Source organism: Bradyrhizobium sp. AUGA SZCCT0182, from assembly GCF_018130185.1.
In the GTDB taxonomy this organism is placed as follows: domain Bacteria; phylum Pseudomonadota; class Alphaproteobacteria; order Rhizobiales; family Xanthobacteraceae; genus Bradyrhizobium.
Window position 1 is genome coordinate 13089 of sequence record NZ_JAFCLY010000036.1, and the last position, 13748, is coordinate 26836.

The 13748-nt window shown below is 60.0% G+C and carries 11 protein-coding genes; 1 reads left to right on the top strand and 10 read right to left on the bottom strand.

Features of this window, described 5'->3' with window-relative positions:
- Positions 1 to 137 precede the first annotated feature (137 nt).
- On the top strand, positions 138 to 2072 hold the full coding sequence (locus JQ611_RS30105) for an SDR family NAD(P)-dependent oxidoreductase (RefSeq protein ID WP_212268940.1): 1935 nt from the start codon (positions 138 to 140) through the stop codon (positions 2070 to 2072).
- 3 nt (positions 2073 to 2075) lie between these two features.
- On the opposite strand, the gene JQ611_RS30110 is transcribed toward JQ611_RS30105, so the two are convergent.
- The 10 genes from JQ611_RS30110 to JQ611_RS42790 form a co-directional block, all read right to left on the bottom strand.
- Entirely contained in the window at positions 2076 to 3107 is a 1032-nt protein-coding gene (locus JQ611_RS30110) for a glycosyltransferase family 4 protein (protein ID WP_212268941.1), read from the bottom strand.
- A 171-nt stretch (positions 3108 to 3278) separates the two neighbouring features.
- On the bottom strand, positions 3279 to 4601 hold the full coding sequence (locus tag JQ611_RS30115) for an O-antigen ligase (protein ID WP_212467478.1): 1323 nt from the start codon (positions 4599 to 4601) through the stop codon (positions 3279 to 3281).
- Positions 4602 to 4749: 148 nt separating this feature from the next.
- Positions 4750 to 5847: a non-hydrolyzing UDP-N-acetylglucosamine 2-epimerase gene (wecB, locus tag JQ611_RS30120; RefSeq protein ID WP_212467479.1), complete on the bottom strand. Its 1098-nt coding sequence runs from the start codon at positions 5845 to 5847 to the stop codon at positions 4750 to 4752.
- Positions 5844 to 7103 (bottom strand): glycosyltransferase, encoded by a 1260-nt coding sequence (locus tag JQ611_RS30125; RefSeq protein ID WP_212467480.1) that lies wholly within the window; start codon positions 7101 to 7103, stop codon positions 5844 to 5846. Before JQ611_RS30125 ends, wecB begins: the two co-directional genes overlap by 4 nt.
- Positions 7100 to 8968 carry an asparagine synthase (glutamine-hydrolyzing) gene (gene asnB / locus JQ611_RS30130; protein ID WP_212467481.1) on the bottom strand — a complete coding sequence of 623 codons (1869 nt, stop codon included), beginning with the start codon at positions 8966 to 8968 and terminating at the stop codon, positions 7100 to 7102. The genes JQ611_RS30125 and asnB overlap by 4 nt, the downstream gene beginning before the upstream one ends.
- A gap of 27 nt (positions 8969 to 8995) precedes the next feature.
- The gene (locus JQ611_RS30135) at positions 8996 to 9970 is read right to left on the bottom strand and encodes a polysaccharide deacetylase family protein (RefSeq protein ID WP_212467482.1); all 975 of its coding nucleotides are present in this window, start codon (positions 9968 to 9970) and stop codon (positions 8996 to 8998) included.
- Positions 9967 to 10854 (bottom strand): class I SAM-dependent methyltransferase, encoded by an 888-nt coding sequence (locus JQ611_RS30140; protein ID WP_212268947.1) that lies wholly within the window; start codon positions 10852 to 10854, stop codon positions 9967 to 9969. Before JQ611_RS30140 ends, JQ611_RS30135 begins: the two co-directional genes overlap by 4 nt.
- Positions 10855 to 10934: 80 nt before the next feature.
- Positions 10935 to 11603: a hypothetical protein gene (locus tag JQ611_RS30145; RefSeq protein ID WP_212467483.1), complete on the bottom strand. Its 669-nt coding sequence runs from the start codon at positions 11601 to 11603 to the stop codon at positions 10935 to 10937.
- Between the two features lie 61 nt (positions 11604 to 11664).
- Entirely contained in the window at positions 11665 to 12564 is a 900-nt protein-coding gene (locus JQ611_RS30150; protein WP_212467484.1) for a bifunctional 2-polyprenyl-6-hydroxyphenol methylase/3-demethylubiquinol 3-O-methyltransferase UbiG, read from the bottom strand.
- Positions 12561 to 13730: a glycosyltransferase gene (locus JQ611_RS42790; RefSeq protein ID WP_212467485.1), complete on the bottom strand. Its 1170-nt coding sequence runs from the start codon at positions 13728 to 13730 to the stop codon at positions 12561 to 12563. The genes JQ611_RS30150 and JQ611_RS42790 overlap by 4 nt, the downstream gene beginning before the upstream one ends.
- Positions 13731 to 13748: the final 18 nt, after the last annotated feature.

Genomic DNA, 13748 nt, shown 5'->3' on the forward strand with positions numbered 1-13748 from the left:
GCGGAAGCGCGATGCCGGCGTCCACAGGCTGAGCGAATCCCGGATCAGCAACACCGGCCGTAAACGCTGGTTTGGGTGATCGAGATGAGCTATCAGCGAGGTTTGACGTTGCGGGACAGGTTTAGTTGATCAAGAGCATGATGCGTCTTTCCCAATTAACGCTGCGGAACCTGCTGATCGCAACGCATGATGCGCTTGCGACCGGCGCAGCGTTGTTTGCCAGCTTCTATCTCCGGTTCGAAGGCGACATGTTCTACGATCGCCTGCCGTTGCTGCTGCGCATACTGCCTTTTTTCGTCGTATTCAGCGTTGTCGTTTGCTACTTCTCCCATCTCACCACGACGAAATGGCGGTTCATTTCGCTGCCGGATGCGTTGAACATCCTGCGCGCGGCGACGATCCTGACGCTCGCGCTCGTGGTGCTCGACTACGTGTTCGTTGCGCCGAACGTCCTTGGCATGCCGGTCGCGCCGAACGTGCCGGGTGCGTTCTTTATCGGCAAGATCACCATCATCCTCTACTGGTTTCTCGAGGTGTTCTTCCTGAGCGGATTGCGGTTCGCCTATCGGTATTTTCGTTACACGCGCGCGCGACTTCATGCGAAGGCCGAGAACGCTTCGCCGGCACTTCTGGTCGGCCGCGCTGCGGACGCCGAGATTCTGCTGCGCGCTATCGAGAGTGGCGCCGTCAAACGCATCTGGCCGGTCGGCGTGTTGTCGCCGTCGCCGGCTGATCGCGGGCAGTTGATCCGCAACATTCCCGTGCTCGGCGGCATCGACGACATCGAGGATGTGATTCGCGATTTCGAGGCGCGCGGCAAGCCGATCGCGCGCCTCGTGATGGCGCCATCGGCGTTCGAGCCGGAAGCGAGGCCCGAGGCGGTACTGATGCGCGCCCGCCGGCTCGGCATGATCGTCAGCCGGCTGCCGTCGCTGGAAAGCGGAGAAACGCCGCGGCTGACCACGGTTGCCGTCGAGGACCTGCTGCTGCGTCCGAGCGAGACCATCGACTACGCGCGTCTCGAAACCCTGGTGAAGGGCAAATCCGTCATCGTGACCGGTGGCGGCGGGTCGATCGGTTCGGAAATTTGCGAACGCGTGACGACGTTCGGCGCCGCGCGGCTGCTGGTGATCGAGCATTCGGAACCGGCGCTCTATGCGATCACCGAATCGCTGGTCGAGAGCGGGACCGCTGCGCAGATCGACGGCCGGATCGCCGATATCCGGGATCGCGAGCGGATCATGCGCCTGATGAGCGAGTTCAAGCCGGATATCGTGTTCCACGCCGCCGCGCTCAAGCATGTGCCGATCCTCGAACGCGACTGGAGCGAGGGGGTCAAGACCAACATCTTCGGCTCGGTCAATGTTGCCGACGCAGCGCTGGCCGCCGGCGCCAAGGCGATGGTGATGATTTCGACCGACAAGGCGATCGAGCCGGTCTCGATGCTGGGCCTGACCAAGCGCTTTGCCGAAATGTACTGCCAGGCGCTGGACCATGACCTGGCGACGCAGTTGGACGGCAAGCCGCGGATGCGGCTGATTTCCGTGCGGTTCGGCAACGTGCTGGCGTCGAACGGATCTGTCGTGCCGAAGTTCAAGGCGCAGATCGAGGCGGGCGGTCCGGTCACGGTCACCCATCCCGACATGGTCAGGTACTTCATGACCATCCGCGAGGCCTGCGATCTGGTACTCACGGCCGCGACGCATGCGATGACGCCGGCACGTCCCGATGTTTCGGTCTATGTGCTCAACATGGGACAACCGGTGAAGATCGTCGATCTCGCCGAGCGCATGATAAGGCTGTCCGGCCTGCAGCCCGGTTACGACATCGAAATCGTCTTTAGCGGAATGCGGCCGGGAGAACGGCTGAACGAAATCCTGTTCGCCAGCGAGGAGCCGACCATCGAGATCGGTGTGGCCGGCATCATGGCCGCCAAGCCCAACGAGCCGCCGATGCAGGTGCTTCGCAAGTGGCTCGCGATACTGGAGGAGGCGATTGCAAGAGACGATCGTGCCACCATCAGGGCGGTGCTCAAGGACGCGGTGCCCGAATTCGGATCGACCGCGGCTTGACCGCTAGCGCTGGTCTGTCTGCGCAACACGCGCCTGCGAAAACTGAAACAAGACGGCCGCAACACCGAAAGCTCCAAGCGCCAGCATCGTCAGATCGATGCTTCTTGAGGAAGCGGCGATCGTCGTCATCGCCAGGCCAGCCAAGGCGAGGTTGAGCAGGAACACGCGGGCGACGACTTGCGTGACGCTGAACCCGTTATCCGTCGCGCGCTGATAGAAGTGCGATCGATGAGCGTCCCAGAACCGTTCGCCTTTGGCCAGCCGCCAAAATAAGGTGATGGTCGCATCGGACAGATAATACAGTGGGAGCAAAATGGCTGCGGCGAGGTGTTGACGGGATGCCAGTTCAAGCAGGCACCAGCCGGTGAGCAGGCCGATCGGCAGGCTGCCAACGTCGCCGAGGAACAGTTTGGCCACGGGCCGGTTGAACGGCGCGAATCCCAACAGGGCGCCGGCAAGCCCCAGCGCGATCGGCAGGATGTCCGCAGGAGCCTCACCCAGCAGCGCGATCACACCGAGCGCGACAGTCAACGGAACCATCTCGGCAACCGTCATCCAGTCAAGACCGTCCATGAAATTGACGAGATTGATGAACCAGAGCATCCCCAGCACGATGAATGCCCGCTCGATCGCAACGGGGATGATCTCGAAGATTCGGATTTGTGGCGGAAGGGCCGTGAACAGCACCACGACCACGGCCAGTTGAAGCGTCAGGCGGGGAATCACCGGGATCGGGCGAAGATCGTCGACCATGCCTACGGCAGCGAGGCAGAAAGCTGCAGCAAGCACGATCAGAATGGCCGTTCCTGAAGCGGTCGAGCCGGACAAAACTGTCAATGCCGCGCCGATGGCGGTCGCGGCAATGACGGCCAATCCCCCGCCCTGGGGCGTCGGCGTCACATGCGACGATCGTGCATTCGGCCTTGCGAGCGCATAGCGCTGCAGCAGGGGACGCAGCGCCACAATCAGCATCGCACATATCACCGCGGCCGTGGCCGCGATTGCCAGCGATGTGGTTAGTGCAAGGACGGTCATAGGAGCATAACTGGCGATTGTCCGATTTTCGGTATCGATGACCTAGCAGGTGAGCCGAGCCAGGAGAATATGAATTTCAAGGGGGTATCGGATAGAAGGCGACGCGACAAATTCAGGCGATTTTCGATGACGCAAGCGTCGCTGGTCGAACCACCGAGACCACGCATGCGTTCAGAGTGCCGAGATATGGGCCTGCTGCCGGGGAGGCGGCCGATCTGAAACCGAGGCCATATCCATGCGTTTCAGGGCGATAATTCCCACCACCAGTGCGAAGAAAAACTGGAAAGCGTAGGAGAACGCGAAGGCGCCGGAAAGTTCGGAGCTTACCAGGCTGAATACGTACAACAACACAGCGCACTTTTCCGGAACCGACAACGTGCGCCAGAAATTCAGGGAAATGCCGATTGGCAACAGGGTGAGAATGGTGATGAGCAGCAGGCCGGCAATCCCCGTTTCATAGAGCATTTCGAGGTACACATTGTGGGGGTAATGCTTGGATCCTTCAGCCTTGCGCAGCAGCCAATCGGGTGCGCCCATTCCTTCATTCACCGGGAACATGCCGATTCCGCGACCGAACAGCAGCCGATCAGGCTCCGCAATTATGCTGTTCGCCGTCCGCGCCCAGATCTGCGTGCGGAAGCCCGGATTCGGATCCTGAATTTCCCGAATGGTGCGAGAAATCGCGTCGCCGGCCTTGGGGTCGACGGTCTGGCCCTGAAATGCCCGCTGATAGAACCAACCCGATGCCGCCGCAACGGTGATCACCGCCAGCGTCAAGCCGACCAGAGCCTGCTTTCTTGAACGAACCCACAACTCCGCGGCGGCGAAAAAAGCGAGACTGCAAATCAGCGCAACGAGCGCGCCTCTGGCGGCGATGTGAAACAGGAAAGCCAAGGCAAACGGCAACGCCACCACGGCGGCAATTCGCATCGTTCGATGACGGCTCAGTCCGAGCGCGGCAATCGCGGCCGCCCCGAGTACTTGCCCAATGTTCTGGTGCAGGGCGAGATAAATATCCGCGCTGCCGACACCAAATACGTCATGAATGACGCCGCCCTGCATGAGGTCGCCGGATCGGACGGCGTATTGGGCGATCACCATCAAATATATGGCCGCGGCGCCAAGCAGCACCAAAAGAACTGTGTTCAGGGCGCGCGCGGCTGCGAAGCCAAAAATCAGGAATAGTCCATGGAAACTCAGGATCCCGATCAGGTGCGTTATCGGAACGGCCGACCGGGATTGAACCAGGAAATTGATGCTCACCAGACCATAGAAGGTTATCAGAATCAGAAGAAGGTCACGGACCGAGCCTGCCATGTCGCCCAGTGCGCGCCAGTGGACGGCGACGAGCGCAGCACCGATCGCGCATGTTGCGGCAAAAATGGGTGTCGAGCCGACCAGATAAAACGGAATGAACGTTTTTGCGAATGCCGCCGTCGTAACAATTGCCGCCGTCACTTCCGTAAACCGGCGTGTATTGTAGTTAACCAACATGGGGAGCGGTCTCAGTAATTATTTGAGATACGAAAACTCAAATGTTGTTCGGCCCTTCTTGCGCTTTCGGCAAGTTCGATGATGACGTCATGTCCTGGCGCCAACGAGATCATCCTGGCGGTCGCATCCGGGATGCGCCGTTCCCCGGCTACGGTTTTACCCCGCAATGCCGGGCAAGGCTGGCAACCACGCGCGACGCGGTATGGCCATCCCAAAGCGGGATATTGGAGGGACGCCGTGGCCCCGCGCCCATCGCAGCTGTTGCTGCGCCCAGCAGGGTCTCGGGAGTCACAAGCTGATTGGTGCCGTGGGTGATCGTGACAGGGCGTTCGGTGTTGCTCCTCAGCGTCAGGCAGGGAATACCGATGAATGACGTCTCTTCCTGGATACCGCCGGAATCCGTGATCACCAGTGCCGAACTGAAGACGAGACTCATAAAGTCGACATAACCCATGGGTTCGATCAGGCGGATGTTGGGGTGTTGCAGTCGCCCGATCAGATCTGCCGCTTCCAGTTTTGCGCGGGTACGCGGATGCACCGGAAACACAATATTGGTCGAGGCCGCGAGTTGTTGAAGCGCATCAGCTATCCGCGTCAGCATAACGGTATCATCGACGTTGGCGGGACGATGCAGCGTGACGACCACGTATTTCTCTTCGGTAACGCCGATACGCCGGGCGGTAGACGCCCGCGATATCGTGTCTTTCAGCATGAGATAGCTGTCGATCATGATATTGCCGACGAGGTCGATCTTGGAGGGGTCGATGCCCTCCCGCTTGAGATTGTCGCTGGCATCCTCGGACGGGGCCCACAACAGGTCGCTGATGCTGTCGGTGACGATACGGTTGATCTCTTCCGGAAGCGTGCGGTCGAAATTGCGCAGCCCGGCTTCCAGATGCGCGACCGGAAGATTCAGCTTCTTTGCAGCAAGCGCGGCTGCCAGGGTCGAATTGACGTCGCCCACGACGATCACCCAGTCCGGTTTGCCGGCGAGGAGCAGGTCTTCATAGGCAACCATGATCGCGGCAGTAGACCGCGCATGGGTTTCGCCGCGTGCACCGAGATTGAAGGCGGGCGGCGGCAGGCCAAGGTCGGAAAAAAAGGCGTCCGACATGTTCTCGGAGTAGTGTTGACCGGTGTGGATGAGCGCCGGCTTGATCCAGTTCTCGTGCGACATCGCGCGAAAAAGCGGCGCGACTTTCATGAAGTTGGGCCTCGCCCCGACGACGATATGGGCATTTATCATCGTTGTTTGCTCACAGCCATTGCGTCGCGAAGGGCTTTGTCAAACAGCCGTGTCGTCTGTTTGATATCGAAAGCATCGACGTCGTCCTTGAGTGTTGCCAACGGCTGGCCCTGCCCATGTCTGGCAATGATACCTGTCAGCGTGTCAATCATTGCAGATTTGTCGGTCGGTGCAACGACAAAGTGTCCAAGCGGCGAAAGCACATCTCTTGACGCGCCCTCGGACGGCGTGAGCGCGAGAATGGGCTTTTTCAGCATGAGATAGTCGACGATCTTGCTGGGCAGAAAGACGCTCAAATCGGATGGTGCGTCGATCAACAGCAGGAGGTCAGCTTCGGCGGCGTAGCGCAAACTGTCTAGATATCCAACCGTTCCGTGAAAAGTGACGATGGATCCGATACCCAATTCCGTCACCTTGGCGGCGACCTCAGGCGGACAGTGTCCGTAGAAATCCAGACGCAGGCGCCCGGCCAGCGGTGACCTGGCGTTCATTTCCGCCACGGCCTCGAACAGGTAGACCGGGTGGCGCGTACCCGCATAGATATTGCCGGTGTACATGACGCGCAGTTCGGCCAAGCTGTTGACAACAGCAGGAGACGTCAACGTGTCGCGGTCGAATCCATGCGGAACGACGCGTACCTTGCGGCTCAGGAGCGGTGGATATTTCCGCATCACAAGATCAGCAGTTTGCTGCGTGACGAACACCACGATGTCAGCCGTCTCGATGATCTTGCGTTCCTGTTCTCTCCATACCTCCAGTTTGCTGGCAATTTCGGCCACGCTGGAATCGTAGTACAGGCTGTCGACCCAGGGGTCGCTGAAATGCGCGAGCCAGGGCACATGGCGTCGCCGCCGCACCTCCAGCCCGATCGAGTGATCGATCCAGGGCTGGGCGAAGGTGACGAGGATATCGCATTTGCGCTGCTTGCATTGCTGGATGATGTATCTCGTCGATCGCTCGATCCAGTTCGCTTCGTCCAAATTGGCGGGTGGACGATAGCGCCTTTGGAGCCGGCGCCAGGCTGAACTGGCGGCCACACTCTCGCGGTGCTCGATATAATGTTGGCGATAGGCGCCGAGGTAGAGTTTGGCAAATTCCTCGTCGATGTTCGCGCCGACGTTGGAGGCCACGGTCGTGCTGATCACTTCCGATTGCCAGCCGAGAGGGCCAAGCGCCTTTAGCGTGCGCGCGATCTGTATGGATCGGGGCAGCACGATCGGTGGCATCGTCCAGGAGACTGCAAGGAGCGAGTTCATGCCTTCCACCGCCTGAACCATAGCTCGAGAATCATGGCGTTCCACAATCTGTGACGATCATCGTTTGCCGCATCGATGGCGGTGCCACGCGCTACCAGCCCGGCAAGGGCATCGGCCTTGAACCATGTGCGTAACTTCGCGCTCTCCGAGCAGAGGCAGTCATGCGCGAGAGGCTTGAGCTCGTTACTCAGCCAATCGTAGACCGGGACTGGAAAGCCCATCTTGGGACGGGTGATGATCTCGGAAGGCACAAGTTTCGCCGCCGCGTGCCGCAAGATGCGCTTGGTCGAATAGCGTCCGTCGGATTCGCGACCGACGCGCCAATGGTCGGGCAGGCGGGAGGCCATTTCCACCACGCGATAATCCAGGAAGGGCGTCCGCAATTCGAGCGAATTCGCCATCGACATCTTGTCGGCCTTCATCAGGAGGTCTTCCACGAGCCAGTCCTGGCAATAGGTGAACAAGGCCTGCGAAAGCGGCGAGGCCTGGCCGAAATCGCGAAGCATCGCCCGCGTTCCGTCCAGGCTATCCTGCATGTCGCCTTGATCAAGCAAAAGCTGACGCTTTGCTTCGCTGGTCATGTATGACGTCATGGTCAATGGCTGCAGTGCTTGTCGCAGATCGAGCAGGCCCTGATCGAACCCGGGACTGGACCGGGCGCCGACGGCTCTCAGTGCGCGCTGATAAAGATTGTTGGCGCTGGCGGCTTCGTCCCAACGCTGCGCCCAGACATCGAAGCTGTAGCCACCCAGAACCTCGTCACTTCCTTCACCCGACAGCACGACCTTGACGTTTCCGCGCGCCAGCTTGCAAACGTAATACAGCGGTATCGAAGCGAGATCGGCGAGAGGCTCGTCGGTGTAATACACGAAGTCGGGCAGGAAGTCGGTGAACTCCTTTTTGCCGATGACGATATCCTGATGGTCGGTTTGAAGCTGGGTGGCGACGAGATGGGCCCACTTGCGTTCGTCGATGTGGTCTGCGCCTTCAAAGGCGACGGAGAACGTCGACAGCTTTGGATGCGACGGCGCAGCCATTGCGGCGATGACGCTTGAATCGAGGCCGCCGCTCAGGAGAATGCCGACCGGCACATCGGCTCGCATGCGGATATCCACGGCATTCTGCAGCAGCGAGGCGAAACGTTCCACGGTCGTTGCGTCGTCCGCCGCGGACCTGGCCGGACGCGGCACCGACCACCACCGTTCGATCGATGGTCGCGGCGCGCCCCGGCTTATCTTCAGGCGGTGGGCCGGCAGCAATTTGCTGATGCCGCTCCAGATGGTGTGCGGCGCCGGCACATAGCGGAAGGTGAGGTAGTCCCAGACTGCCTGAGGGTTGACGGCCGGCGGCTTTTCAAGCGCGGCGATGATCGCCTTGATTTCGGAAGCAAAGATCAATTGCCGTCCGTCCCAGGAATAGTACAGCGGCTTGACGCCGAGGCGATCCCGCACGAGCAGCAGCGAATGGTCGCGCGCGTCGAAAATGGCCACGGCGAACATTCCGTTGAGCTCGTCGAAGGCTTTCATTCCGCGCTCTTCATAGAGCCTGAGAATGACCTCGGTATCGCTGCTGGTGTGGAATCGAACGCCGCGCGCCTGCAGGGAAAGGCGAAGCTGCGTGTGGTTGAAAATCTCGCCGTTGAAGACGAGCTGAATCGCACCATCGGCGCTCGTCATCGGCTGGTGTCCGCCCTGCAGATCGACGATCGAGAGCCGCCGCATACCGAGCGCGATGTGGTCCTCGACGAAATAGCCGTCGTCATCGGGTCCGCGATGCGCGATGGCGTCGCACATCGCCTTCAGACGTGTCTGACTTTCAGGCTCGGGCAATGCAGTGGTGCTGAACCAGCCGGCGATTCCACACATCAGCGGGTCATTCTCGTTTGCTGGTCATCAGCCGACGCGGCCGAGTGCAGCTGCCTCGCTGCCAGAAAGACTTCGAATGCCATGCGAGGCGAGGTGCTTCATCGCCCGTTCGAACGGCTCCTGTCCGGCTACGTGCGCCGGATCCGCATACCAGGTCAGCAACGCAGGCATTTTTTCGGCGAGTAATTTGTCGACCGTTTCAACCATGAACTCGGCGTAGGTTGGCGCCAGAGCATAATCCTTGCGGTCGGAAAGATGCGTCCATGAGTCCAGGATGGAGGTCGGCGCCCTGACGGATCCGAATGCCGGCAGCTCGACGACCTGATCGACGAGCGGTGCGGGGCCGTGGATCAACGCATATTCGGGCAGTGTCGTCGAGCAATAGCGATACTCCAGCTCATGCGCCAGCCGATGAACCAGCGCAAGTTGATCTGGTTGCTTGAAATGACCGAAATGCGGAGCCCTGAATCCTTGCGGCGGCCGACCGGTCAGGCGCGTCACTGTTTCGTGGCCCTTGCGAATGTCGGCTTCGACCGCGCTGATCGGCATGTTCTCGTAGAACGTGATGCCGACATAGCGGTCATCCCGCCACTCCGCGTGCGGAAGGTGTCCGTGGTTCATGAATTCGCAACCGCGTTGCGCGACATCGCGATAGATGTCGATGCCACGTTCGAGCTGCACGCCGGGAACCGCGAACGTTGCCTTGATCCCAAGGCTGTCCAGAAGTTTCATGACCTCGATGGTTGCCGGAGGATCGAGATCGGTGTCGCAATCGAAGGACAGAAACAGCAGCGGCCTGGTTAATCCGAGGGACGCGGCATGGCTCGCATATCGTTCAAAGACCGCAAGGTCATTTGGCGTTGAGGCGAGATCATTTGGCGTTGAAGTACGACCGTTGCCAACGATCTGTTTCAATCGCGCGACCGCGGATGAAGGCTGCGCGGCCGCGAGCCGCACCCGCCGCATGAGACGGCCGATCGCAGATGCGCCTGTGCTGCTCACGACGGTTTGTCCCCCGTGATCCAAAGGCTCCATCCCTTGCGCGAAGCAAGCGCGTCCAGCTTCTCTTGATCCATCCGCGAGGCGAAGTTCGGCCGCCACGTGTTCAAGATCGGAGGAACGTCGGCGCCGAGAACGGCTATGTTGACGTTCTGGTACGGCGCGAACAGGTCGCCTCGGACCTCAGCTTCGGTGACGGGCCATGTATGTGGATTGCCTTCCTCGCGGCCGCCGTCGCCATACCGGCTCGCGAGCTCCGTCTCGTCGAGAAACTCGTTCTCCATGTTGATGTAGCCTTCGACCCAGCGCACCGTGTAGTCGAACAGGATCGAATTGCGGTGGTACAGCATGACGCCGGCCTGTCCGCCGGGCTTCAGAACGCGATGCAGTTCGGCAATCGATTTCCTGGTGTTGGGCGAGTGATGCAACACACCCCATGAGTAAACGTAGTCGAATGTCGCGTCTTCAAATGGAAGCAGTTCTCCATCGGCCTCGTTGATGGCTCCCTTGAGGCCAAAAAGCTCGAACCGCTGCCGCGTCTGCTGGATTGCCACCGGATTGAGGTCGACGGCGGTCATGTCCGCGCCGTTCCTGGCCCAGTTCATTGCCATGCACCCCATGCCGCATCCAACTTCCAGCACGCGTTTGCCGCGATAGCGGTCGTAGGGAAACATCCGGCCAAAGGGCTGATCCGGCAAATGAAGCTGCGTATTCCAGGAGTAGAAGCGCTCATCGGCCACTTCGTAAAATCGCCGGCTGCCGAGTGCGACTTTTTCCTTGGTGCCGTCCGGCCGGGTGTACTCAACGTCGCCATGCCGCTCGGCATAGGTCATCGGCGCGTTTGCCCACCAGTCGCGAATTCTGCCCTTGATGCCGGTTTGTTCCATGATACCGCGGATATGGATGGGTTCTAGGTCACTGGGTTTCTGCGCGAGATTGGGCTCTCGCGCAATGGCGGTGACCGTCCCTACGACTTTCGTGGCTGATTGCTCCATTTCAAAAAAAATGTCAATAAATCAATGTGATAGCTCATCAGAAGTTCGGCTAAACGAGTCTGCGCCAGGAAGCGGCGGAGCTTATGGGCCTGCTGTGCCGGCTGGTCGAGCCGATAGACCCGTCGTCGCCCGTTGATGACGAACACGTCCTTGAATTGGGCCAGCAGCGCCCTTTCGAGTGGGTAGAGTCCAAGTCCCAGCGCATCATGATGGGCGAGGATCGCGGCATCGAACGTCACCCCGGTTCCAAGTGATTTGACCACGTCGCTGTAATCCGATCGTGCGGCGGGGAGGGGGAGCCGCCGGGCTGCCCAGGACGAGGGGCAGTCGTCTTGCGCAGGGCAAGCCAGAACCACCTGCGCGTCCGGCAGCCCCTTGCCGATCAGTTCACCGATGGCCCCGGCCATATAGGCGCTTGAGCGCGGGTTCGCATAGTAATCGCGGTACTGCTGTACGAACGACTTGTAATTCCCAGTGGTCAAGACGCGCCAGAGCCATCCGACTGCCGAGAGCAACGCGCTTCCCTCGCCAATGCGGCTGGTCCCTGCGGCATAACCGGGAATGATCACCAGGACGTTCTTGACCGGTTGATCGAGGCCGAGATTAGCCGGCGTTTCTTGCGCATTCTTGTAGGCTTGCACGTGTATGGTCCCGGCGTTTCGAAATAGATTGAACTCTAGCTAGCCGCGCCCTTTGGCGCAATCACGCGACTGACGCAGGGCGGGCTGCGACGTAGAGTGACGATGCCTGCCTTGGCAGCAGCGCGCGCCCAAACCATTCGAAAGCGTCGTCGACGATCTTGTATTTGCGAATCCGCCCGTCGAGCCGCCAATCCGGCGGACCCCATCCCATGTGGTGGACTTCTTCGATCACAAGTCCGGTCGCGCGCATCCGCTCCGTCAACGTCTCTGCCGTGTAAAAGTGTACGTGATCGGTCGTTTCCATCGATTGGGGATCCCGCCTGTAGGCGAGTTGCCACCACCACGCGCCTTCGTTTGGTGTTCCGAGAACGAGGAGGCCGCCGGGCGCAAGCAGCCGCTTCACCGTTTGCAAGGCCCGTATGTCGTCTCTGATGTGCTCGATGACATGGTTGAAGAAGATGATATCGAACGAGCCGTCGAACGCGGGGAAGTCCAGAATATCGGCAAGAAAGATCGTTGCCTGCGGATTTTGCGCGCGGGCGCGGGCAAGCCGCACCATATTGTAGTCACAGCCGTAGCTGGCTTCGGCGTAGGGCGAAAGCCATTTGAGATGATTGCCGTCGCCACAACCCAGATCGAGCAGGGCGGGTACTTTGTCCGTCCCGCGCCGCTTCAGCTCGTTGCTGAGCAGTTTCTGGACGTAGAGCCGACGCTTCTTCAAATGGTGACGCCACGGGCTGGTGGCTTCGGGCAGCTGCTCTTCGACATACCAGAGCGGGTTTATGGTTCGCGCGCGCTCGAGTTCGGCCGCGTGTGTGCCGAAATCGGCAACCAGCGCGGCAATACCGTTCTCGAGGGCGGAAATTTTCGTGCACGCGACGCACCGCAGCGCGCCCTCGGTGGGAACGAGCTTGCCTTCGCGGCAGTGAGGACAGCGCAAACGCTGGAGCGGATCATTCATGTGCGTTCAAGGATCGATTTGTAGATGCCAACGACTTTCCGCTCGGTTACCGCGGGCGCGTATTCTTCCTGTGCCTTGCGATACGCCCCGCGCCCAAGCGTGGCCCTGCGATCTTCGCTTGCCAGAAGCTCCCGGATAGCCTTGCCGTAGTCCTCTACCGTGTTGGCAACGAGTTTTACAATGCCGTTCTGGAGTTCCGGCACCGGTTGACCCTGTCTTGCGTTCATCACGACCGGGAGACCCGCGAGCAAGCCCTCGAGCAGGGATTTGCCAATCTCGAAATACTCCGTATGGATCACAAACAGATCGTATTCGGGAAGCATACGGCAAAGCTCGGCGTTGAAGACGACCGGCCGGAATGTGACGCGATCGCCGACGCCCAGTTGGCGGACCAGCTCTTCCAGCTTTGGCCGCAGCGGACCGTCGCCGACAATCGTGTAGTGCACGTCAGGCATCGCGGCGACGGCACGAATGATGTTGGAGGGATCCTTCTCGGCAAACAAGCGCCCGACATAGATCAGCCGCGCCGGGCCGTTGATCCGGTAGTCGGTTTTCTCCTTCAGGTTCGCGCCATCAAGAATGTTGTAGCAAACCTCGACCCGTGAGATTCCCTTGCGGGCGAGATAGGGCAAGATCGGCTTGTAGACCGGCATGACCAGATGGGCCCGCTTCAGCGCCTCGCTCTCCAGATATTCATAGAACGCGTTCTGTTGTTCCTGTGCCGGCGTGAGATTGCCGCCCTTGAAGCGACGATTGGGGTTTTCGTCCAGGTTGATGTGAATGGAGGTGACGTAGGGGATTCCGAGCGCCTGGTTGATGCGGCTCGCAAGATACGTGTTCCAGTCGACGCCATGACACCGGATCATGCTAGGTGCGATGCGGCGCGCGATCTCTATGCCGCCCTTGGCCCATTTTTTCAGCCGGAAGGGCGTCAGCAGGCGATGGTGCTTCGCGACCAGATTGAGATCGTCCGGGTAGTTGTGAATATGTAACTTAGCCCGGCCGACCATGTATTGTAGCGGTTCGATCGGTGGCCGATCGTCGTTCGTCATGAGAATATGGACTTCATCGAACAACTCGCCGGGATTGTAGTAGGCAGCTTGAACCTCGCCCTTGTCCGCTATGTCGGAAAGGCGGTCGGGAACGATAACGAGAAGTCTTTTCACGGGGCCTTGGCTATTCAT

Excerpts from the sequence above, each read along its gene's own strand:
- JQ611_RS30105 (WP_212268940.1), top strand. The coding sequence starts at position 138 with ATGATGCGTCTTTCCCAATTAACGCTGCGGAACCTGCTGATCGCAACG.
- JQ611_RS30110 (WP_212268941.1), bottom strand. The coding sequence starts at position 3,107 with ATGACCGTCCTTGCACTAACCACATCGCTGGCAATCGCGGCCACGGCC.
- JQ611_RS30115 (WP_212467478.1), bottom strand. The coding sequence starts at position 4,601 with ATGTTGGTTAACTACAATACACGCCGGTTTACGGAAGTGACGGCGGCA.
- wecB (WP_212467479.1), bottom strand. The coding sequence starts at position 5,847 with ATGATAAATGCCCATATCGTCGTCGGGGCGAGGCCCAACTTCATGAAA.
- JQ611_RS30125 (WP_212467480.1), bottom strand. The coding sequence starts at position 7,103 with ATGAACTCGCTCCTTGCAGTCTCCTGGACGATGCCACCGATCGTGCTG.
- asnB (WP_212467481.1), bottom strand. The coding sequence starts at position 8,968 with ATGTGTGGAATCGCCGGCTGGTTCAGCACCACTGCATTGCCCGAGCCT.
- JQ611_RS30140 (WP_212268947.1), bottom strand. The coding sequence starts at position 10,854 with ATGGAACAAACCGGCATCAAGGGCAGAATTCGCGACTGGTGGGCAAAC.
- JQ611_RS30150 (WP_212467484.1), bottom strand. The coding sequence starts at position 12,564 with ATGAATGATCCGCTCCAGCGTTTGCGCTGTCCTCACTGCCGCGAAGGC.